The sequence below is a fragment of the Planococcus halocryophilus genome, assembly GCF_001687585.2.
Classification (GTDB): Bacteria; Bacillota; Bacilli; order Bacillales_A; family Planococcaceae; genus Planococcus; species Planococcus halocryophilus.
Window position 1 is genome coordinate 2,214,735 of the sequence record NZ_CP016537.2, and the last position, 22,134, is coordinate 2,236,868.

The 22,134-nt window shown below is 40.1% G+C and carries 23 protein-coding genes; 4 read left to right on the forward strand and 19 right to left on the reverse strand.

Going from position 1 to position 22,134, the window contains the following annotated elements:
* Positions 1–3 precede the first annotated feature (3 nt).
* The 3 genes from sdaAB to BBI08_RS11195 all read right to left on the reverse strand — a co-directional run bounded on the left by sdaAB (position 4) and on the right by BBI08_RS11195 (position 2,832).
* The gene (gene sdaAB / locus BBI08_RS11185) at positions 4–666 is read right to left on the reverse strand and encodes an L-serine ammonia-lyase, iron-sulfur-dependent subunit beta (RefSeq protein ID WP_008497972.1); all 663 of its coding nucleotides are present in this window, start codon (positions 664–666) and stop codon (positions 4–6) included.
* A gap of 132 nt (positions 667–798) precedes the next feature.
* Positions 799–2,451: a DAK2 domain-containing protein gene (locus BBI08_RS11190; protein WP_065528100.1), complete on the reverse strand. Its 1,653-nt coding sequence runs from the start codon at positions 2,449–2,451 to the stop codon at positions 799–801.
* An 18-nt stretch (positions 2,452–2,469) separates the two neighbouring features.
* Positions 2,470–2,832 carry an Asp23/Gls24 family envelope stress response protein gene (locus BBI08_RS11195; protein WP_008430809.1) on the reverse strand — a complete coding sequence of 121 codons (363 nt, stop codon included), beginning with the start codon at positions 2,830–2,832 and terminating at the stop codon, positions 2,470–2,472.
* Positions 2,833–3,052: 220 nt separating this feature from the next.
* Here BBI08_RS11195 and rpmB point away from each other — a divergent pair, with 220 nt between their 5' ends.
* On the forward strand, positions 3,053–3,241 hold the full coding sequence (gene rpmB, locus BBI08_RS11200; RefSeq protein WP_006828787.1) for a 50S ribosomal protein L28: 189 nt from the start codon (positions 3,053–3,055) through the stop codon (positions 3,239–3,241).
* A gap of 157 nt (positions 3,242–3,398) precedes the next feature.
* On the opposite strand, the gene BBI08_RS11205 is transcribed toward rpmB, so the two are convergent.
* From BBI08_RS11205 to gmk, 12 genes are all read right to left on the reverse strand, one after another.
* Positions 3,399–4,040, reverse strand: coding sequence for a thiamine diphosphokinase (locus tag BBI08_RS11205; RefSeq protein WP_008497974.1), 642 nt, complete (start codon positions 4,038–4,040; stop codon positions 3,399–3,401).
* The gene (gene rpe, locus BBI08_RS11210; protein WP_008497975.1) at positions 4,037–4,702 is read right to left on the reverse strand and encodes a ribulose-phosphate 3-epimerase; all 666 of its coding nucleotides are present in this window, start codon (positions 4,700–4,702) and stop codon (positions 4,037–4,039) included. The genes BBI08_RS11205 and rpe overlap by 4 nt, the downstream gene beginning before the upstream one ends.
* Positions 4,695–5,591: a ribosome small subunit-dependent GTPase A gene (gene rsgA, locus BBI08_RS11215; RefSeq protein WP_008497976.1), complete on the reverse strand. Its 897-nt coding sequence runs from the start codon at positions 5,589–5,591 to the stop codon at positions 4,695–4,697. Before rsgA ends, rpe begins: the two co-directional genes overlap by 8 nt.
* A gap of 20 nt (positions 5,592–5,611) precedes the next feature.
* Complete coding sequence (gene pknB, locus BBI08_RS11220; protein ID WP_008497978.1) at positions 5,612–7,585, reverse strand: Stk1 family PASTA domain-containing Ser/Thr kinase; 1,974 nt, start codon at positions 7,583–7,585, stop codon at positions 5,612–5,614.
* A 2-nt stretch (positions 7,586–7,587) separates the two neighbouring features.
* A complete protein-coding gene (locus BBI08_RS11225) occupies positions 7,588–8,337 on the reverse strand; it encodes a Stp1/IreP family PP2C-type Ser/Thr phosphatase (protein ID WP_008497979.1) in 750 nt (249 codons plus the stop codon).
* A 21-nt stretch (positions 8,338–8,358) separates the two neighbouring features.
* Positions 8,359–9,711: a 16S rRNA (cytosine(967)-C(5))-methyltransferase RsmB gene (rsmB, locus tag BBI08_RS11230; RefSeq protein ID WP_065528101.1), complete on the reverse strand. Its 1,353-nt coding sequence runs from the start codon at positions 9,709–9,711 to the stop codon at positions 8,359–8,361.
* Positions 9,708–10,640 carry a methionyl-tRNA formyltransferase gene (gene fmt / locus BBI08_RS11235; RefSeq protein ID WP_008497981.1) on the reverse strand — a complete coding sequence of 311 codons (933 nt, stop codon included), beginning with the start codon at positions 10,638–10,640 and terminating at the stop codon, positions 9,708–9,710. The genes rsmB and fmt overlap by 4 nt, the downstream gene beginning before the upstream one ends.
* Positions 10,637–11,149: a peptide deformylase gene (gene def, locus BBI08_RS11240; protein ID WP_008497982.1), complete on the reverse strand. Its 513-nt coding sequence runs from the start codon at positions 11,147–11,149 to the stop codon at positions 10,637–10,639. The genes fmt and def overlap by 4 nt, the downstream gene beginning before the upstream one ends.
* 19 nt (positions 11,150–11,168) lie before the next feature.
* Positions 11,169–13,565, reverse strand: coding sequence for a primosomal protein N' (priA, locus tag BBI08_RS11245; protein ID WP_065528102.1), 2,397 nt, complete (start codon positions 13,563–13,565; stop codon positions 11,169–11,171).
* Positions 13,555–14,760: a bifunctional phosphopantothenoylcysteine decarboxylase/phosphopantothenate--cysteine ligase CoaBC gene (gene coaBC, locus BBI08_RS11250; RefSeq protein ID WP_008497985.1), complete on the reverse strand. Its 1,206-nt coding sequence runs from the start codon at positions 14,758–14,760 to the stop codon at positions 13,555–13,557. Before coaBC ends, priA begins: the two co-directional genes overlap by 11 nt.
* A gap of 74 nt (positions 14,761–14,834) precedes the next feature.
* On the reverse strand, positions 14,835–15,059 hold the full coding sequence (rpoZ, locus tag BBI08_RS11255) for a DNA-directed RNA polymerase subunit omega (protein WP_008497986.1): 225 nt from the start codon (positions 15,057–15,059) through the stop codon (positions 14,835–14,837).
* A complete protein-coding gene (gene gmk, locus BBI08_RS11260; RefSeq protein WP_008497987.1) occupies positions 15,059–15,679 on the reverse strand; it encodes a guanylate kinase in 621 nt (206 codons plus the stop codon). The genes rpoZ and gmk overlap by 1 nt, the downstream gene beginning before the upstream one ends.
* A 376-nt stretch (positions 15,680–16,055) precedes the next feature.
* Between gmk and BBI08_RS11265 the strand changes: the two genes are divergently transcribed.
* The 3 genes from BBI08_RS11265 (at position 16,056) to BBI08_RS11275 (ending at position 19,591) form a co-directional block, all read left to right on the forward strand.
* Positions 16,056–17,720 carry an Rqc2 family fibronectin-binding protein gene (locus tag BBI08_RS11265; RefSeq protein WP_065528103.1) on the forward strand — a complete coding sequence of 555 codons (1,665 nt, stop codon included), beginning with the start codon at positions 16,056–16,058 and terminating at the stop codon, positions 17,718–17,720.
* Between the two features lie 329 nt (positions 17,721–18,049).
* Positions 18,050–18,898: a transporter substrate-binding domain-containing protein gene (locus BBI08_RS11270; RefSeq protein ID WP_008497988.1), complete on the forward strand. Its 849-nt coding sequence runs from the start codon at positions 18,050–18,052 to the stop codon at positions 18,896–18,898.
* A gap of 15 nt (positions 18,899–18,913) precedes the next feature.
* On the forward strand, positions 18,914–19,591 hold the full coding sequence (locus BBI08_RS11275; protein ID WP_065528104.1) for an amino acid ABC transporter permease: 678 nt from the start codon (positions 18,914–18,916) through the stop codon (positions 19,589–19,591).
* 48 nt (positions 19,592–19,639) lie between these two features.
* Here the strand turns inward: BBI08_RS11275 and BBI08_RS11280 are convergent, their stop codons facing one another.
* The 4 genes from BBI08_RS11280 to BBI08_RS11295 all read right to left on the reverse strand — a co-directional run bounded on the left by BBI08_RS11280 (position 19,640) and on the right by BBI08_RS11295 (position 22,048).
* Entirely contained in the window at positions 19,640–20,041 is a 402-nt protein-coding gene (locus BBI08_RS11280) for a VOC family protein (protein ID WP_065528105.1), read from the reverse strand.
* 92 nt (positions 20,042–20,133) lie between these two features.
* A complete protein-coding gene (locus BBI08_RS11285; RefSeq protein ID WP_082226461.1) occupies positions 20,134–20,415 on the reverse strand; it encodes a TIGR04104 family putative zinc finger protein in 282 nt (93 codons plus the stop codon).
* Positions 20,415–20,699, reverse strand: coding sequence for a hypothetical protein (locus BBI08_RS11290; protein ID WP_418312498.1), 285 nt, complete (start codon positions 20,697–20,699; stop codon positions 20,415–20,417). Before BBI08_RS11290 ends, BBI08_RS11285 begins: the two co-directional genes overlap by 1 nt.
* A gap of 14 nt (positions 20,700–20,713) precedes the next feature.
* Positions 20,714–22,048 carry a D-serine ammonia-lyase gene (locus BBI08_RS11295; protein ID WP_065528106.1) on the reverse strand — a complete coding sequence of 445 codons (1,335 nt, stop codon included), beginning with the start codon at positions 22,046–22,048 and terminating at the stop codon, positions 20,714–20,716.
* Positions 22,049–22,134: the final 86 nt, after the last annotated feature.

A 22,134-nucleotide genomic window follows, 5' to 3' on the forward strand; every position in this document is an offset into this window, starting at 1 on the left:
AATTTAATCGGCGATTCTTGTCACTTGCGTGATATTCGGTAGTTTTCGTAAATCTTCCATCACTTCTTTGTCCACATTTTGATCGACTTCAATAACCATCAATGCCATATGTCCTCGTTCTTTTCGAGAAACTTCCATATGACCGATGTTGATATCGTATTTATACAGGCAGTTAGCGACATTTGCGATACACCCTGAACGATCTTCATGGACGACCAGAATCGCCGGATGATTCCCCGACAACCGAAGAGGAAATCCGTTAAGCTCTGTTATTTCAATTTTACCGCCACCAATTGAAATGCCCATCATCGACATTTCAGAATCTTTATCTCCAATGACGATACGTGCAGTATTTGGGTGATCTACATGACCTGTTTCCGGAATAAACTCAAACGTCATTCCTGCATTTTTGGCTTCTTCAAAAGAAGTTTTAATGCGTTCATCAAAGGTATCGTAATCCAATAAACCACCGATAATCGCAACATCTGTACTATGACCTTTATAGGTTTCTGCAAAAGAACCATATAGGTGCACTTTTGCCCAATCCGGTTGTCTCCCAAACAAATCCCTCGCTACTCTTCCGATACGGGCTGCTCCCGCAGTATGCGAAGAAGATGGCCCGATCATAACCGGGCCGATTATATCAAAAACAGATTTGAACTTCATGGCTCAAACCCCTCTCTTTCAGTTACGTATACTGTTAGTGTACATGATTTTGACATATTTCACAAAAATAAAAAAGCGCATACATTCGTATGCGCCTTAGCTTTTGACGATATTCCAATAACAAAAAGAAATTTATTCTACCGCTAGTATAAATGGATACAAAGGTTGCTTACCGTTATGAATTTCAACTTCAACATCGCTATTTAAAGACTCGATGAATTCGCCTAATTTTTGAGCATCGGCTTCTGTCGTGTCTTCTCCGTAAAGGATCGTGACGATTTCCGCTTCACTATCCACTAATTTTTTAGCTAGTTCTTCCGTAACGTATTCAAGTTTGCTGTCAGAAACAATAATTTTCCCTTCAGAAATACCCATGAAATCATCTTTTTTAATCTCAATACCATCGATTGAGGTATCACGTACTGCAAATGTGACAGAACCTGATTTTACATGTTTCGAAGCACTTGCCATTGCAGCTTGATTGTCTTCTACTGATGCCCCTGAATTAAAGGCAAGTAATGCTGACATTCCTTGAGGTACATTTGTTGTCGGAACAACAGCCGCTTCAATTTCTAGAAGTTCGGCTGCCTGCTCTGCAGCCATAATGATGTTCTTATTGTTAGGTAAAATAAGCACACGTTCTGCACCAATCGACTTAACAGCGTTCACAATATCTTCCGTTGAAGGATTCATTGTTTGTCCACCTTCGATTACATACGAAGCTCCGATACTGCGCAATAGTTCAGCAATACCTTCGCCCATCGCAATTGTTACGACTGCATAAGGGTGTGTGGCTTGTTTTTTTGGTGCGTTTTTTTGGAAGTCTTCGCCTACAATATCGATATGCTGTTGACGCATATTTTCAATTTTCATGCTGATCAAGCTTCCGTAATCTTGTCCATATGTAAGCACTTTTCCGGGCTCTTCTGAATGGATGTGGATTTTGGCAACTTCATCATCAGCAATGACTAGAAGCGAATCTCCGTAACCACTCAAGTCTGAACGGAACATAGCTTCGTTAAACTCTTTTTTGCCTTCTTCAAACTTCACCATGAATTCTGTGCAATAGCCAAATTCGATATCAGCAGTATCCATGAAACCAGCGATATTTTTATGGTGCTCAGCACTCACTAAATCCGTCATCGAATGATGTGCATGCTTTTCTGGAAGTTCTTCGCCTTTTAATGATGCGAGGAATCCTTCATACACATAAACAAGACCTTGTCCGCCACTATCGACTACTCCTACTTCTTTTAATACTGGCAATAGATCAGGCGTCCGCTCTAAAGAAGCTTGCGCTTCAACTACTACAGCTTCAAAAAAAGCAATAATATCTTCTTCAGTTTTAGCTACTTCCATGCCTTTAGCAGCCGCATCTTTTGCAACTGTCAAAATTGTACCTTCAACTGGTTTCATAACGGCTTTATAAGCTGTTTCCACACCATGTTGAAGAGCTTCTGCAAATTTAAGGGCAGTCAATTCCGATTCTGAAGCGATGTATTTACCGAAACCTCTAAAAAGCTGCGACAAAATAACGCCTGAGTTTCCGCGCGCGCCCATTAATAGTCCTTTAGATAAAGCACTTGCTGTTTTGCCAATATGAGCGTCTGCTTGAGCAGTTGTTTCTTTCGCTCCAGAAGTCATCGACAAATTCATATTGGTCCCTGTATCGCCATCAGGTACCGGAAAAACATTTAATGCATCTACATAATCCGCATTTTGAAAAAGATGGTGAGATCCCATCTGAACCATTTCTGCGAATTTCTCGCCATTTAATGACTTCATATCCGTTTCTTCCTCCTCCTACGGGTTCGTTACACGAACTCCCTGGACAAAAATATTTACTGCTTTTACTGACATACCCAATGTTTGTGTGATCGTATATTTCACTTTGGACTGGACTTGATAAGCTACTTCAGAAATTTTCGTTCCGTAGCTGATAATGACATACATATCAATTACCAAATTTTCATCTTCCTGACGCACAATAACTCCTTTTGCAAAATTTTCTTTGCGGAGTATATCTGTCAGGCCATCACGTATTTGGTGTTTCGTCGCCATGCCTACAATACCGTAACATTCAATCGCTGCGCCGCCTGCTATTTGAGCAACTACATCATTGGAAATATCGATTTGACCATATTCGTTCTTTAATTCAATCGACATGGAAATTCCTCCTTGAGTCCTATTTCACTCTTACCATTCTACCTTAAAGACTTATAGATGAAAAGCCACCGTTTTAAGGTGTAAAGGTTTTTTTCTTTAAAGACCCTCAAATATAGTTGCAAACCCGATATGTCTGTGGTAAATTATTAAAGTATGTGAAACGAAAAACGAACTGAAATTCTATTATAATTTTCAGCTTCACTTGTGAGGAGGGACTTACATGCCTAAAGTATGTGCAGTTAGTGGACGTAAAGCTCGCGCCGGAAATGCCCGTTCGCACGCTATGAATTCGACAAAACGTACATGGGGAGCAAACCTTCAAAAAGTTCGCATCCTTGTAGACGGTAAACCGAAACGTGTATGGGTTTCTGCAAGAGCCATGAAATCAGGAAAAGTTGAACGCGTATAATCGTTCATGGATAATGCCAGTGCTGATTTAATCAGCCTGGCATTTTTTCGTTGGTTAAAAAGATGAGGCTGGAACAAAAACGCCTCTATAAAAAGAGCACAGAAAAACAAGTTGTTTTTCTGTGCTCTTTTTATTTTAAATACTGTTTAAGCCATCTCTATGCATCTGAGCTCTCAACCATTAAACAATAGCCACTAGTTATCTCAACACTTCCACAACCTACGAGTTCATTGCTAACAAAGCGCGTCGTGCCAAAAGGAAGATTTTCATTTGTTACAGGGTATTTAAAACCTGATAACGTTAAACCTTGAACTTCTTCTGCAAAAGGATAAAAAGACACGTACCGGTAACGTGCGTCTTTTACAAGCTCATGAATACCTGGGCTTAAAAAACGGATTTGGTTCTGGTTGTTTATTATGAGAAAGCGGGTTTCAGGAAATTTTTGTTGATAATGGTAGACGATGTGCAATACGCTCATATAATGATCCAGACGGCCACCCGTTACACCTGCAAGTATCACTTGTTGTGGATGATATGTCATCGCTCTTTCAAGTCCTAGCTCTGTATCCGATTGATCTTTTTCTGAAGGCAAGCGTGCCAAATCAGGAAAAGCCATTCGGATTTTTTCATAGTCACCCGCTGTTACTGAGTCGAAATCTCCAACAGCAGCATTTGGATGAATGTCTCTTTCAAGCAACGTGAGTGTGCCCGAATCGACCCCTATATAAATAGCGTTTGGAAATAAAGAGAAATCCGGCAGTTCAACTGCCGGACCTCCTGCGATTAAAATGACATTCACGAAATCGCCTCTTCTCCTGCTTTCCTAATTGCTTGAAGAGCTTGCGCACGGTCTTTTTTACTGTAGATAGCTGAACCCGCTACAAAAACTGTTGCACCGGCTTCAGCGCAAGCTACGATGGTTTCTTCGTTAATGCCGCCATCAATCTCGATTTCAATCGTTAATTCTTTTTCTTTAATGATGTCAGACAGTTGTTTGACCTTCGGAACCACCGAATGAATAAATTTCTGTCCGCCAAAGCCTGGGTTGACCGTCATAAATAACACAAGGTCGATATCTTCAAGAATATGTTGAATCGTCTCGATTGGCGTATGTGGGTTTAACACAACACCTGGCTTTACACCAAACGAACGTATCAATTGAATCGTACGGTGTAAATGAGGGCATGCTTCTACGTGGACTGTAATGTAGTCAGCCCCTGCTTTTGCAAATTCCTCGATATAAAGATCTGGATTTTCAATCATTAAATGAACATCCATTGGTAATTTAGTTAAGGGACGTATTGCATTTAACACGACAGCTCCAAATGAAATATTTGGAACAAAATGACCATCCATGACATCTACATGAATCCAATCTGCTCCTGCTTTTTCTACTTCTAACACTTCTTCTCCAAGTTTTGCGAAATCTGCTGCTAAAATAGACGGTGCAATTTTAATCATTTGAATACCTCGGCTTTCGACTCATAATTTCTTCTAAAAACTTCAAGTAATGCTTGTAACGATATGCTGGAATTTCTTTTGCTTCTACTGCTGCTTTAATGGCACATTTCGGTTCATTCATGTGCAAACATTCTCGGAACTTGCATGCGTTTGATCGTGCTGCAAATTCAGGGAAACAAGCAGACAACTCTTCTCGTTCCATCGTTTCAAAGTCAAACGAACTAAAGCCAGGCGTATCAGCTAGTAAACCATTATTGACGGCGATTAACTCCACGTGGCGCGTCGTATGTTTGCCTCGATTTAAAGCTTTTGAAATGTCATCTGTTTTTAATTCTAACGATGGCAAAATAGTGTTGAGCATCGTTGATTTCCCAACTCCCGATTGACCAGCTAGCACACTGATTTTCCCTTCGAGTACCGGCATTAACCGATTTTTTAATGCAGGGTCATCAATAAACGTTGGAATGACTTCATAGCCAATTTTTTCGTAATCTGCAATATAGTGTTGAATTTTTTCTTTTTCTTCTTCTTTTAATAAATCCATTTTCGTCAAACAAATGATAGGTTGGATTGAATGCGATTCAATCGCTGTTAAAAAGCGGTCTAAAAGCAAAGGGTGAAAATCCGGTTGCTTTACTGAAAACACCAAAATTGCTTGATCCACATTTGCAATTGGCGGACGCACCAATTCATTTTTCCGTTCGTATACATGTAAAATTGTGCCTTCGAGTTCATTATCTGCTTTGTAGTCGACATAATCTCCAACTAATGGTGTGATTTGGCGGTTACGAAAAACGCCCCGACCACGACATTGCGTATATCGTTCCCCGTTATCATCTAATACATAATAAAATCCGCTTAACGCTTTTCTGATTTGACCTTTCGGCATCGTTTCACTCCTTTCATCGCTTATTCCACACTAGCGTACTCAAAAGTTTCTTCTAGTATAATCGTTGAATCTCGCACAATTCGGTAAGATGCACTATCACCTTCTGCAATTTGCATTTCAATCTGGTGAGATTTATTTTCGGTAATTTTAAATTCCTCTACAGGCTCTACCATGGTATTGGTATTGTCTTGTATATACACTTGAATGGTCTGCTCAACTGGCTCTTCGCCTTCTTCAGTCGGCTCATCTGGTTCATATGGAATAGTGATTGTATGAATATATGTTTTCATCGGTTGTTCAGCTACCCCTGAAGACAAGGTTACTTCAATTGTACTCCCTGCTTCTAGTTGTTCTCCTGCAGCAGGTGTTTGAGACATAACTTTTCCAGCTTCTACCTCACTTGATGCTTGTTCAGACACAATTCGAATATTAAAGCCTGAAGAACGGGCATAATCATTGAGATTTTCCTCAGTAAATCCGGCTAAATCTTCTACCTTGCGCAAGTCTTTTCCTTTGCTGACAATAAACTCAACTTCAGTTTCACTAATAATCACTTCTTCTCCAGCTGCTGGTCGCTGATTTAAAATCGTCCCTGCAGGTTCTTCGGAAAACTCTTCTGTAGATTTAGCTGGCGCAAATTTTTGGGAGTCCAACTCGCTTGTCGCGTCTTCAAGCATTGTACCGACAAAATCTTTCATTTCAACTTTTTCTTTTCCTTTGCTGACGAAAAGCTGAATTGCTGATTCACGATCTCTCATTTTCCCTGCTTCTGGAATGGTTCGAATTATATGGTTGCCTGCTATTTCTTCTGAAAATTCCTCTGTTTCTTCTCCAACGATAAATCCATTAGCTTGCAGCTCTTCTACCGCTTCTGTATGTTCCATTCCTGAAACATCCGGTACTGCTACTTGTCTTGGTTCAAATAGACCCGGAAATGCAATGGCTTGCACTAGACCCGCTATCAATAAGAACGATAACACGCCGATAATCCACGGCCATTTCTTTCTTTTCTTTTTCATAGGAGTTTTTTGTTCATTTGCCGTTTCATTTACCGGTAACGGCATTGTTTTGGAAGCTTCGACATTGGCATAGGCCGCTGTGTCTTTAATAGCGGGCATTGCACGCGTTTCATCTTGGTCGACAGGCACCATAAACTTTGGTTCATTTAGTCGTTCAGGTAATAATACCGTGCTAAGATCTTCTTCCATTTCATCAGCCGACTGATAACGATGCTCTAATTTTTTTGCAGTAGCCTTTAAAACGACATTTTCTAAACTTTGTGGCAGTGAAGGAACTGTATCACGCAAAGATGGTGTTTCTGTCTGCAGATGCTTTAACGCAATCGAAACAGCCGATTCACCTGAAAATGGCAGCTTACCTGTGATTAATTCATACATTACGATACCGAGAGAGTAAATATCAGATTTTTTATTGGCTGTCCCGCCTCGAGCCTGCTCTGGAGATAAATAATGAACCGTTCCCAACACGGAATTTGTTTGTGTATAGGATGTCGCACTTAATGCCATTGCAATCCCAAAATCAGATATTTTCACATTGCCATGATCATCCATTAAAATGTTTTGTGGTTTAATATCTCGGTGGACAATTTGGTTGTGATGGGCATGTGCTAAAGCCGATGCTAACTGCTTCATAATCTCCACTGCCCGCTCAGGCGAGACCGGTGAATGTTCGATTATGTAATCTTTCAGCGTTTTCCCCGGAACATACTCCATCACCAAATAATGGATAGAACCGTCTTCGCCTACATCGAAAATGTTAACAATATTCGGATGTGCCAAACTGGTAGTGGATAATGCTTCTCTTTGGAAACGCCTACGCAACTCTTCTTCATTAGAAAAATCATATCGCAAAATCTTAATCGCGATATCTCGATCCAAAATCATATCATGCGCCAAATAGACATTAGACATTCCACCACCACCGATCAATTCCTTGATCTTATAGCGGCCGTTGATACTTTTTCCAATCAACATAGTTATACCTCCTTATCCATAGAGGATAGAAGAATTAATGAAATATTATCTTCTCCTCCAAGGTCATTAGCCAGATTTACTAGTTCCTGACCCTTTTGAGATAAAGGTGACGCAGAGCGCACAACGGAGGCAATTTCTTCTTTTGGAATTTTATTGCTTAGCCCATCTGAGCACATCAATAAATATGGATCATCTGCTAACGAAAAATCGATTATTTCTCTTTCAATTCGAGATTCAGTACCAAGCGCACGAACAATCCAATTTTTCTTTGGATGCTCTTCAGCCTCTTCTTGACTGATTTCACCACTATCAACGAGCACATTGACATAAGAATGGTCGCGAGTTAACTGTTTGATGGAATCACCAATGAGATAAGCTCTGCTATCGCCAATATGGCATAAAACACCTTCAAAGCCTTTAATCAATGCCGCAATTAAAGTAGTTCCCATGCCTTTGCATTCAGGATTTGCCGATGCATGATCATACACTGAGCGATTAATCGTTTTGATGCGCTCTGAAAGCCATTTCCGCTTGCTGTCGAGCGTCAAAAATGCTTCGTCCTCATCTTCTAAAAAAAATTGACTCAATTGATCAACCGTCATTTTACTAGCGACGTCTCCAGCTTTATGACCACCCATTCCATCTGCAACTATCGCTAACATTAATCCATCAGTTCGTTTAAGTACCGCTACACTATCTTCGTTTACTAAACGAATTTTACCCGTATCACTTTCGATCACATACTGAAACAAATCATGACACCCCGATCCTCTTTAAGCTGTTGCTGTCTTTTGAGTCTTTTTAAAAGCAGCGATGAAAAAGCCGTCACTTCCATAATCTTGCGGGAAAACTTGAACAAAACCTGTGTGTTTAATGCCCATCGTTGCAGGTAGTGCTGCCTGAATTTTTTCCATTTCAGGATGCTCTTTTAAAAAGCGCTCTGCAGTCCCTCTATTTTCAACAGCATCTACGGTACAAGTGCTGTAAACGAGTATGCCATCTTCTTTTAATAGGCGAGCTGCCTGGTCCAATAATTCAATTTGAATTTCCTGCAAACGAGCAAAATCTTGCTCTTTTTTCGTGTATTTAATATCTGGCTTCCGCTTGATTACACCTAATCCACTGCAAGGAGCATCTACTAAAATACGATCGAATTTCTCTTCACCAAAACGCTCTACACTTTGTTTGCCGTCACCAACAGTAGATTCGATTACAGTATGTCCTAATCGCTCGGCATTTTCATCAATAAGCTTCACTTTATGCTGGTGTAAATCAAGTGCATATAATGTTCCACTGTTTTTCATTTTTTCAGCAATATGAGTGGTTTTCCCACCTGGTGCCGCACACATATCGAGAACCGTCATTCCTGGCTCTACTTGCAATGCATAGGCTGGAAGCATAGAACTTTCATCTTGAATCGTAATAAAGCCTTTTTCGAAAGTAGTTGTACGAGCAGGCTGACCATTCGTAACAACTAAACATTCGGGAATCATTTTACTTGGTACCGCTTCTAACTCTTCTGACTCGAGCATTTCAATAGCTTCTTCAACTGTCGCACGAACTGTATTTACACGAACCGTTTGCAATGGTGTTTTGTTGTTTTCCAACGCCATTTCCCGCGTTTTCTCCAAACCAAATTGCTCTGCCCAACGTCGGATCATCCACTCTGGGTGACTCGTCTCAATTGAAATTTTTTCGTATGGATCGCTAATCGTATTAAATGAACGCACACCGTTGCGCTGAACCGAACGTAAAACGCCGTTTACAACAGAAGCCACACCACCGTGCCCACGACGCTTAGCAATCTCGACTGCTTCGTGAACAACTGCGTGTGCAGGAATTCGGTCTAAATAAACAATTTGATAAAGAGATAATCTCAACAGAATTTTGACCCATGGTTCGATTTTCCCTTTTAAATAAGGTTCTAAATAATAATCCAGCGTCATTTGATGCTGCAAAGTACCATACGTAATTTCCGTTAGCAAACCTCTATTTTTAGCTGCAATCCCATAACTCTCAATGGTTTGGTGAAGTAATAGGTTGCTGTAAGCTTGTTTGTTTTCAACCGCCCATAGAATCGAAAATGCTGCATCGCGAACATTACCTTGTAATTTTTTGTTTTTCATTCGAATAAATCTCCCACCTGGATTTTAGGTCCTTTTAAATAATCTTTCGCTGTCATGCGTTTTTTTCCAGCTGGTTGCAATTCGGTAATTGCTAAAACGCCATCGCCAGTTTGCACTAAAATGGCATCCTCAGTCAGCTCGACAACTTCTCCAGCTTGACCTTTAGCACTAGAGGACGTTTTTTCCGTCCACCAAATTTTCATAGTGGCATCATTAAAACTTGTATACGCGACTGGCCACGGATGCAATCCACGAACTTGGTTGTAAATCGCTGTCACTGATTGTGACCAATCAATCCGTTCTTGCTCCCGCGAAATATTGCGCGCATACGTCACCAATTGCTCATCTTGTGGAATGCGTTTGTTGGTGCCTTCAATGATTGATGGCAACGTGGATTTTAACAAATCGCGACCTGCAATGCTCAATTTTTCGAACATACTACCGGTATGGTCCTGTTCTTCGATCGGCACCGTTACTTGTGAGATAATATCACCTGCATCTAAGCGGTCTACCATATACATAATCGTGACACCTGTTTCATCCTGTCCATCAATAATCGATTGATGAATCGGTGCACCTCCGCGATATGCTGGAAGAAGTGACGCATGAACGTTGACCGCCCCTAGATTCGGTGCTTCTAACAATTCACTTGGTAAAATTTGACCAAATGCTGCAGTTACGATTAAATCTGCACCCATATCAAGTACATGTTGGAGTTCATCTTTGTTTTTCAACTTTTCCGGTTGATAAATAGGCAACCCGAGACGCAATGCTTCTTCTTTAACAGGAGTTGCCGTCATGACTTTTTTACGTCCTACAGGACGGTCTGGCTGTGTTACGACAGAAATCACTTCATAGCCTTCTTCGACTAACATACGTAAAATCGGTGCCGAAAAGGCAGGTGTGCCCATAAAGATAATTTTGGTCAAGCCTGCTCCTCCTCTTCTTCTTCCTGCTGGCGAATCATTTCATCTAATTCTTCCTGCGTCACGTATTTCGTGATTTTACTCGTAAACAACACACCATCTAAATGGTCCATTTCATGCAGAATCGCACGAGCTTCATAGTCTTCTGCCTCTAACTCGTACCAAGAACCGTCTCGTTCTTGTGCTTTAATTTTAATATGGTCGTAACGTTCCACTTCCCCGAAAACTCCCGGGAAACTTAAGCACCCTTCAATATCCGTTTCAGCGCCTTCAAATAACACCAATTCTGGATTGATCATTTCGATTGGCTCTTGGCCTTCTCTAAAGTCAACGATGGCTACGCGAACCGCTTCTCCTACTTGAGGCGCAGCAATTCCGACACCATCTGATTCCACCATTGTTTCGTGCATATCATCTAAAAGAACCGATAAATTTTTATCAAAAACTGTTACCGCCTCACAATTTGTTTCTAGTACTTTATTGGGATGTTTTACGATTGTTCGAATTGCCATAATTATGTCCTCTTTTCTTTTACATGACCGATGTAGGATTCATATCAATCGACAGGGTCGCCCCTTTTTTCAGCCACTCTGTCCGATGAATTTTGATCAATTGTTGCATCGTGTCGATCAGTTTTGATTCTTTTTTGTATTTTATCAAACATTGATAGCGATATCTATTATTGACACGAGAGATCAACGACGCTGAAGGTCCAATAATTAAGGTATTTGGTGACAATTGACCTTTTAAATAACGAACGGTCTGATCTGCGTATTCTGCCACTGTCATTAAATCTTCATGTGTAAATTGGATATTGACGACAAAATAATAAGGTGGGTAACCACTTGCTCTCCGCATCGTCATTTCTCGATCGTAAAAGGGTTCGTATAATTGGTCTTTGGCGAGCGTAATCGCATAATGTTCCGGCGTATAAGATTGAACAAATACTGTGCCAGGTAAGACATCTCGTCCTGCTCGACCACTTACTTGTGTTAGCAATTGATACGTCTTTTCTGCCGCTCGAAAATCCGGTAAGTGAAGTGTCGTATCCGCTGACAACACACCTACTAACGTGATATTTGGAAAATCCAGTCCTTTCGCAATCATTTGTGTTCCAAGCAAAATATCTGCTTTGCCTTCACCAAAAGCAGAAAGGATTTTTTCATGTGCTCCTTTGGTACGTGTCGTGTCCACATCCATCCGCAAAACACGGGCTTCTGGCACTACTTTTGCAAGTTCTTCTTCGACTTTTTGAGTACCTGTTCCGAAAAAGCGAATATGTTCACTTTCGCATTCTGGGCATGTCGTTGGTACACGCTCGTCGTAACCGCAATAATGACATTTCATCATTTCACTCGACCGGTGATAGGTCAGAGAAATATCGCAATTTGGACATTGCATAACTGTTCCGCAATCTCGGCATAGCACAAAAGATGAATATCCGCGTTTATTTAAAAACAATACCGTTTGTTGTTTTTTCTCCAGCCGATCGCGAATCGCATCAGCTAATTGCACTGAAAACATTGAGCGGTTGCCGTTTCGCAGTTCTTCTCGCATATCGACAATATGAACATCTGGCAACGGTTGATTTTTCGCGCGTTTTTCTAACACCAATAACTCATAAACTCCTTTTTGCGCACGGGCATATGATTCAAGAGAAGGTGTTGCACTCCCTAAAATAACCGGACACTTATGATATTCACTACGCCATATGGCCATATCACGCGCATGGTAACGAGGAGAGTCATCTTGCTTATAACTCGATTCGTGTTCTTCATCGAGAATAATAAGCCCCAAATTTTGGAAAGGCGCAAAAATAGCGGAGCGTGCTCCAACGACCACTTTTACTTCTGCTCGTTGAATTTTACGCCATTCGTCATATTTTTCACCTGCCGATAAGCCACTGTGTAAAACGGCGACTTGATCCCCGAAGCGTTCTTTAAAACGAATTGTCATTTGAGGGGTTAAGGATATTTCGGGTACTAACATGATGGCTTCTTTGCCTTGTTTTAACACTTGATCGATTGTTTGCAGATAAATCTCCGTTTTCCCACTGCCTGTGATGCCATGCAACAAGAAAGTTTTCGGAGTATTTAATGCCGCTTCAATCCGATCGAAAGCAATTTGTTGCGCTCCTGTTAGCTTTAAAGATGCTTTATGTTCAATGTTGGATAATAATTTAGGGTCTCGGTAAGATTCCATATTCGAAATTTGTGCAGCACCTTTATCAACTAAGCTATAAATCGTAGGCAATGAAACACCTGCTATTTTTTGAAGTTGAGACGATTCAATCGATTGTCCCGTATTTTTTAAAAAATACTCCATTAGCTTTAATTGCTGTTTGGCGTTTGCACGTATTTCTATCGTTTCAAGTACTTCTATTGTGTCAGCGACATGAATCATTCTGACCTTTTTAACAGCTGTTTGTTGCTGAATGTCCGTATCGGCAATAATTGTTCCTTTATCCATCTCTTTTTTTAGTAATGCATAAACTTCAACGGCATCTTGCAACCGAATAAAAGAACGATTCTCAAAATAAGGACGCAAAGGCGGCAAGATTTCTTCTAATTCTGCATTTAGCACGAACCGTTTTTCGTATTTCGCACGTAAAGCTGCGGGCACCATCACTTGTAAGGCATCAATTTCAAAGCAAACGGTTTGTTTTTTCATCCACTGTGCCATTTGTAGTAACTCTTCATTTAAAACTGGCGTTACGTCCATCAGTTCATGAATCGGTTTTAAGCGTTTTGGATCAAAATCAGAAGATTGTTTAATGTTCGTTATAAATCCAAGCACTTTGCGATTGCCAAACGGCACTTTCACACGCATTCCCGGCTCTGCCAAAACTTCCACTGCTTTTGGAATGGCGTAATCAAATGGCCGATCTATTGGATGTGCAGCAACGTCCACAATAACTTCAGCTATCATAGGACTCTTCCTTATCTGTAATCATTTCGAACAATTGACGCGCCAATTGTTGTTTCGGCATCATATCAAAAGCTTGTTCAAAATCGTTTTTACCAAATACCGTCACGCGGTTGGTATCTGATTCAAACCCTGCTTGCGCTTCGCTAACATCATTGGCGATAATGTAATCGGCATTTTTGCGCGTTAATTTTTCTTTTGCGTACTTACTCACATCGTTGGTTTCAGCTGCAAAACCAATTAATACTTGATTTTTCTTCTGTTGACCCAATTGTTTAAGAATATCGACAGTCCGCTCCAATTCGATGGTTGAACCGCCTTCTTGTTTTTTCATTTTTTGATTCGCGATTGCTTTTGGTCGATAATCAGCCACTGCCGCTGTTTTAACAACATAATTTGCCGTATCAAAATGCGCTTCGACGGCTTTTAGCATGTCTTCTGCACTTTCGACTTGAATACGAGTGACACCACTCGGTACCGGTAATGAAACAGGGCCACTAATTAAAATTGTTTCAGCTCCCATTTCAGCAGCCGCACCCGCCATCGCATACCCCATTTTCCCGCTTGAAAAATTGGTTAAAAATCGAACAGGATCAATACGTTCACGTGTTGGTCCCGCTGTCACGACTACCTTTTTACCACTTAGTTTATGTTCGCGCGTAAAATAGTCTTTAACTAGTTCTGTAATTTTTTCCGGTTCCTCTAAACGTCCTTTACCGACATATCCACAGGCAAGAAACCCTTCAGATGGTTCGATAAAACGAATGCCATCTTCATGAAGCTGTTGAAGGTTACGTTTTACTGCAGCGTGGTCGTACATATGAACATTCATTGCTGGTGCAATCCAAATCGGTGCGGTTGCCGCAAGTAAGGTTGTTGTCACCATATCATCACCAATGCCATTTGCTAGCTTTCCGATCACATTAGCGGTTCCAGGAGCGACAATAATCAGGTCTGCCCAATCCGCAAGGTCAATATGCGCAATGACAGAAGAATCCTTTTCATCAAATGTATCCGTATAGACATCGTTTCTAGACATCACTTGAAACGTTAGCGGTTGCACAAATTGCTGCGCTGACTCAGTCATAATTACCTTTACGGACGCACCGGCTTGTGACAGTTTACTTACGAGAGCAACAGCTTTATAGACAGCAATTCCCCCACTGACACATAGTAGAATTTTACGATTCTCCAACAACTCAAACACCCTTTCTAAACAACAAACTCCCAAAGAACAAATTTGCTCTGGGAGTCGTCTGTTGCGATTAATGGTTAAATTTCGTCTTCGTAGATTGCAAATTCATCTTGTTTTTCTGGTACTAATACGCCAGCTGCTACTTCTTCAAGTGCTTTACCGACCGATTTAACAGAAATATATGAATCTAATTTTTCATCACCATGTTCATGTAATTGGCGAGCACGTTTTGAAGCAAGTGCCACCAACGAGTATTTTGAATCAATTCGGCTTTTTAGTTTATCAACGGATGGGTATAACATTAGACATTCTCCTTTAGCATATCGAAATATCGTTTTTCAACACGTTCACGCTTGCAATGTTCTGCAATAATGATGGCATTGATTCGGTCACAAGCATTTTCAACTTCATCGTTTTCTACAACGTAATCGTATAAGTTCATCATTTCTAACTCTTGGCGAGCGGCCCGCAATCGGGATGCAATGACATCATCCGACTCAGTACCTCGACCGACAAGTCGTTCTTCTAATTCCGATAAGCTTGGGGGTGCTAAGAAAATAAACAAGCCATCTGGAACTTTCGAACGAACTTGCGCTGCACCTTGTACTTCTATTTCTAGGAACACATCACGACCCGCATCGCGCATTTTGTTGACATACTCAAGCGGCGTACCGTAATAATTCTCTACAAATTCGGCGTATTCAAGCAGTTGATCTTGCTCGATCAAGGTTTCGAACTCGCTACGTGTTTTAAAGAAATAGTCGACTTCATCGACTTCTCCTTCTCGTGGTGAACGAGTCGTCATCGAGATAGAGTATTCATAATTTGTATTCGGCTGTGAGAACAGCTCTTTTCGTACCGTGCCTTTGCCAACACCCGAAGGCCCTGATAGGACTATCAGCAGTCCACGTTGGTTTCTCATTTTATCCCTCATTTGCCTTATCATCTTTTCTTCTAACCGCAAAAGCGTATCCGCTGTAAATACCAAAGAATAAATATAACTGTTCGCTTTTTTAAAAGCGACCTCATCTATTACTGGTATTACCCAACAGCCTATCGCTGCGAATTTTCTTGATCAGCTTACACACCATATAAAAATCAGTATAACTTCTATAATTCGGCTGACCCAATTATAGCGTAGCTACTAACAGGAGAATATACGACATTCTCTACTAAACTTTAAATCGTCATTTGTCACCAACCATTATTCTTCGTTTTCTAACTAACTGTCTTATTATATCATAATACACCGAGAAAATGATAAGATGGAACAAAACGATTTGAAAGAGGGATATTTAATGGCATTTGATGGATTATTCACAAAATCGATGACTGGTGAATTGCAACAGCTAGTTACCGGTAGGATTTCAAAAGTTCATCAGCCCAACCAGCTTGAACTGCTTTTACACATACGTGCTCAAGGAAAAAACCATAAACTACTTATTTCTATTCACCCATCGTATTCACGCATTCATTTGACGGCAGAAGCGAATGTCAACCCTTCTGAGCCACCGATGTTTTGTATGTTACTACGTAAGCATATTGAAGGCGGCGTCATAACAGAAATCTCCCAGTACGGAATGGACCGTCTTATTATGTTGAAGATAAAAGCAAAAAATGAAATCGGCGATGATATTGAACGCGAATTGCACGTTGAAATGATGGGACGGCATTCTAATGTTATTTTAATTGATGCTGAACGCACTATGATTCTTGACAGCTTGAAGCATTTGCCACCGAGCGTCAATTCTTACCGAACAATTTTACCAGGACAACCTTATATTTTCCCACCTGCTCAAGAGAAAAAAGATCCGTACGCATCGATTGAAGAGTTAGCTCAAACAGATCCAAGCGAAATCGTTAGCCAATTTTCCGGCTTTTCTCCATTAAATGCTCGTGAACTGGCATATCGTTTAGCAACTGCTGACAGTAACATAGAAACAACAAAAGCATTTTTAGCTGACTTTTCAAATGCGGAACCGACGGGCTACTATATAGAGCACGAAGGAAAAAGCTTTTTCTCCGCTTCCTCACTGACACATATTGGCGAAAACAGTTTGCAATTTCCAACGCTCGGTGAATTGCTTGATAGAATGTATTATGCAAAAGCTGAACGAGACCGCGTTAAACAACAAGCGGGTGATTTAGAAAGATGGCTACAAAACGAAATTTCCAAATTAAAACTCAAATTGAAGAAATTGAAGAAAGAACAAGATCAAGCTGAAAAACGTGACGTTCTTCAATTACATGGTGAATTGATCATGGCCAACCTTCACCGCATAAAAAAAGGCATGAAGGAAATTGAAGTAGACAATTATTACAATGATGAAAAAGTCATGATTACCTTAGATCCACGTAAAACACCTATTGACAATTCGCAGCGTTATTATTCACGTTACCAAAAAGCTAAAATTGCCGTCGTGAAAACGCAAGAACAAATCAACAAAACTGTCGAAGATATTGAGTATTTTGAAACTCTGATGTCACAAGTTCAGCAAGCCGGTATTTCCGACATTGAAGAAATTCGCGAAGAATTAGCTGAACAAGGCTTTATGAAAGCGCAGAAATCGAAGAAAAAGAAAAAACCTACGAAACCTACTGTAGAGTCCTATGTTTCATCTAATGGAACGCCAATTTCAGTTGGTAAAAACAACAAACAAAACGATTATGTGACATTCAAAGTTGCAGCCAAATCTGATACATGGTTGCATACGAAAGATATTCCTGGATCTCATGTCATTATTCACAATAATGACCCAGATGAAGCGACGATTTTAGAAGCGGCAACGATTGCTGCTTATTTCAGTAAGGCACGAGAGTCGTCTTCTGTTCCTGTTGATTATACGGAAGCTAGACAAGTTAAAAAGCCAAATGGTTCTAAGCCTGGCTTTGTTATTTATTTCGAACAAAAAACCGTGTTTGTGACGCCTGATGAAGAACTAGTTATTAAGTTAAAAAAATAGTGTTTGGCCGAAAAGCTTATTGCTTTTCGGCTTTTCTATTGTCGTAAGAAGTAAGCGTATTATTTACACAATCGCTTCGGAAGCTTTAGGTATGGCCCCGCTATAAGCCGGAAAATCCCCGTCTTATTACTTCGCCTAGAGCGGGGACGCTCCGGCGCTTAGAGATTTGCTAGACCTAATTTCGTTATTAATAGTATGACAATTCTTTAGTTTACATAATTAAAATATTGTCAATACCAGAATTTATGGTAAATAAAGTTCAAAGCATTGCCCTAGTTTAGAGTAAATGCTATGTTCTTAAAGGATTTAATTTTAAGGAGGATTTATAAATGAAAAGCAGCTTTACCAAGAATAAAACACTCGTAACTACTGGTGCGATTGCAACATTGTTATTAGCAGGATGCAGTAGTGAAGAAAGTAATAATGAAGAAACAAAAACGAAATGGGATGAAATACAAGAAGAAGGATCTTTAACAGTTGCTACTTCTGGAACGCTGTTGGCTACTTCCTTCCGTGATGAAGAATCTGATGAGTTAACAGGATTTGAAGTTGAAGTCGTTCGTGAGTTAGGTGAACGTTTAGAACTTGATATCGAATTTAAAGAGCTTGGCTTTGATGAAATGCTGACAAGTGTGAATACAGGTCAAATTGATCTTGCCGCAAATGATATTGAAATTACGGAAGCTCGCGCTGAAGAGTTTATTTTTTCAACACCTATCAAGTATTCCTATGGTACAGCGGTTGTTCGAAAAGATGATTTATCAGGCATTTCTAGTTTAGAAGATTTACCGGGTAAAAAAGCAGCTGGTGCATCTACTTCTATCTATATGGAAATTGCGCGTGAATATGGTGCAGAAGAAGTTACGTATGATAATGCTTCGAACGAAGTGTATTTGCGTGATGTTTCGATTGGGCGGACAGATGTCATTTTGAATGATTATTATTTATCAACGTTTGGTGTTGCAGCTTTCCCAGAAATGAATATTACGATTCACCCAGATATTAAATATGCACCGTCAGAAGTGGGTCTTGTAATGAACAAAGACAATAAAGAACTTGCTGAAAACGTCAACAAAACCTTAGAAGATATGCTTGAAGACGGTACGATAACCGAAATTTCGAAAGAGTTTTTTGGTGGCGCAGATGTTTCTGTTAAACCGGATATAGAAGAAAACTAAGCAGGAGGTTGTCTCATGAACGACATTGAATGGGGATTATTATTTGACCCGGCCTTAGCGATAGAATCGTTGCCTTACGTACTTGAAGGGATTGGCTATACCTTGCTAATTTCAATAGTCAGTATGATTGTAGGGGTAATCATCGGTTTTTTCCTATCGCTTGCTAGAACGTCCCCACTAAAAATTTTACAATTTCCCGCACGCCTGTATATCTCTTTTATGAGAGGTGTGCCAATTCTTGTTATTTTGTTTTTACTTTATTTCGCAATGCCTGTTGTCGGAATTGAATTTACAGCTGTACAAGCAGCGTTGATTGGTTTCTCGATCAATAGTGCTGCTTATATTGCGGAAGTTTTCCGTTCTTCATTGGCATCGGTAGATAAAGGACAATGGGAATCATCTAAGGCACTCGGGTTAACGTATTGGCAATCCATGCGTCGAATTATTTTGCCGCAATCCATTCGAATTGCGCTACCACCGTTATCAAACGTCTATTTAGATTTAATTAAAGCTTCTTCGTTAGCTGCCATGATTACGGTTCCAGAAATTTTCCAAAAGGCGCGAATTGTTGGTGCACGTGAATATGATTTGTTAACTATGTTAATTTTAGTAGCTCTTATTTACTGGGCGATTTGTTCGATCATGACGATTTTACAAAACTACCTTGAAAAAAAATACGCGGATTATATTTAAAAAGCATCCAGAGCTTGTTCTCTTGGATGCTTTTTTGATTGATCGCATTTACATTTCCTCCATGTAGAGAACTTCCCACATATGACCATCCAAGTCTATAAAGCTAGCATAATACATGAATTCGTCATCTACTTTTTCATTTGCTGGTTGAGCTCCAGCCTTTAATGCCTTACTGATTAACTCGTCTACTTTTGCTTTGCTTGAAGCTGAAATAGTGAGAATAACTTCTGAATGGCTAGAGGTATCTGTAATTCCTTTTTTTGTAAACCCTTTAAAATATGATTCAGTCAGGAGCATCACATAACTAGTGGGGCCAATAATCAAAGCTGCCCCATCGTCATTGGTCATCTTGTTTTCAAATTCAAATCCGAGTTCCTGAAAAAAAGAAACAGATTTCTCCAAGTTTTTCACCGGCAAATTGACGAAGATGTGACTCGATTGGATAGACATTGATTGTTCCTCCTTTTTGAAAATAATGTTATCTTCATCATTCGACGAATACTCCCCTTTTCCTGCAAAAAAAAGACCCTAGAAAGGATCTTTCAAGCGATTCGATAATGAATCAAATATGACAATGCTACAAAAACAGATGGAAGAACTATAAACGCAACAAAGATCAACATTTGTGTGCTTATGGATGGTGAAAGCAAAATGGCCGGGAATATCGGCCCAATGACTAAAAGAGAAGCCAAAACACGGGATAAAAACTGAACTTTATAGCGTTCACTACAAGTGCGGCACGTAATCAGTTTATATGCTGCCAACAACGATTTACTGACTTGTTCCCATGTGAATGGCATACGACAAACTTCACATCTCTCCATTAATGATCTTCCTTTAATCTATCAACATATTGTTTTGCGTCTAGGAGAGACCAGCCAAACTCTTCACGTGTTCGTTTCATCGCTTCAACTATTTTTACTTTTTGTAAAAGTTCTCGCAGTTCGTCATTTATTTCCGGTTCAATCCATTCTTCCCCTTGCTGTATTTGTGTTAGCTGTTTCTCAAGTTGCCTCACTTTTTTCTCTAATGCATTGATCTTTTTTCTGAAGCTGTATAGATTAAATATCCATACATCAACACTGTGCCCGTAATGATGAATACCCAAAATAAATCCATTTGCTACACTCCTAAATCTTCATTTCCACGTTGATAAAATCCATCCATTTCTTCTTTTGGCACTAACGCACCTCCGGTTGCCCAAACAATATGCGTAGCCGTGTTCATTGGAATTTTATTTACTTGTGCGTAATCACTTGCTTGAATTTTCAATGGCCCGAGTAAACCTGCCGTAGCAGAAGGTTCCACGAAAATGCCTTCACTTGAGGCTAACAGTGTTAATAACGAAAACAATTGTTGATCTTCGATGGTATAAATGCCACTCACTGTTTTTTCGCTAATACCTGAAGCAAAACTAGATGGTCGTCCAACTGCTAAGCCGTCACCTTCTGTCATATTGTCGATGCCAAAGTCTTGAACACAAACTTTATTTTTTGCACCGGTCATTAACCCAATTAAAACAGCTGGCGAATGTGTGGGTTCCACAAAAAAACAATGAACTTCATCACCGAAAACTTGCTTGAGGCCGAACGCAATGCCCCCCGGTGCACCGCCTACTCCACAAGGTAAATAAACAAATAGTGGATGTTCGGCATCAACTTGTACGCCCGCATCATTCAATTGTTGCTTGAGACGAAAAGCAGCCACACTATACCCTAAAAACAAATGCTTGGATTTTTCATCATCAACAAAATAGGCATTTGGCTTGGCCAATGTTTCGTTACGTCCAGCTAAAATAGCTTCACTAAAATCGCCTTTAAATTCGACGACGGTAGCCCCTTTTTCACGCAGTAACTCTTTTTTCCATTGTTTTGCGTCTGCAGACATGTAAACAAAAACTTGGAACCCAAGTTTCGCGCTAATAATGCCAATACTTAGACCAAGATTCCCTGTAGACCCTACCCCTATGGAATATTGGCTAAAAAACTCTTTAAACTTTCCGGATGAAAACTGCTCGTACGATTGCTCAGTTGAAATGATACCGGCATCTATTGCTAATTTTTCTGCATGATGCAATACTTCGTAAACACCACCACGCGCTTTAATAGACCCCGCAATTGGTAATTCATTATCGCATTTTAAAAACAGCAATCCCTCAATATTATCTGTAAATCGATCGTTTAATTGAGTTTTCATGTTAGGGATTTCACGCAAAGGTGATTCGACAATACCATTTGCTTCTGCCGTGTCAGGAAATTCTGATGCTAAAAATGGAGCAAAGCGTTGCCAAAGCTGCTCTGCTTTTTCCATATCTGCTAAAGAAACTGGTAAGTTGTTCATATCAGCCATTTTTTTAAGTTTCGGGTTTAGCCAAACAACTGGCTTTAAGTTCATGATTGGTTGTAACAAAGGATAGGTTGAAATCCATTCTTTTAATTGCCGTTGTTCTACGTTCATACAAATCCCCTTCCGTTCGAATCATTTATTAATTTCATCATACAGAAGCAACCCAATAATTTCACTCCCTATATTTTGTCAGTTAA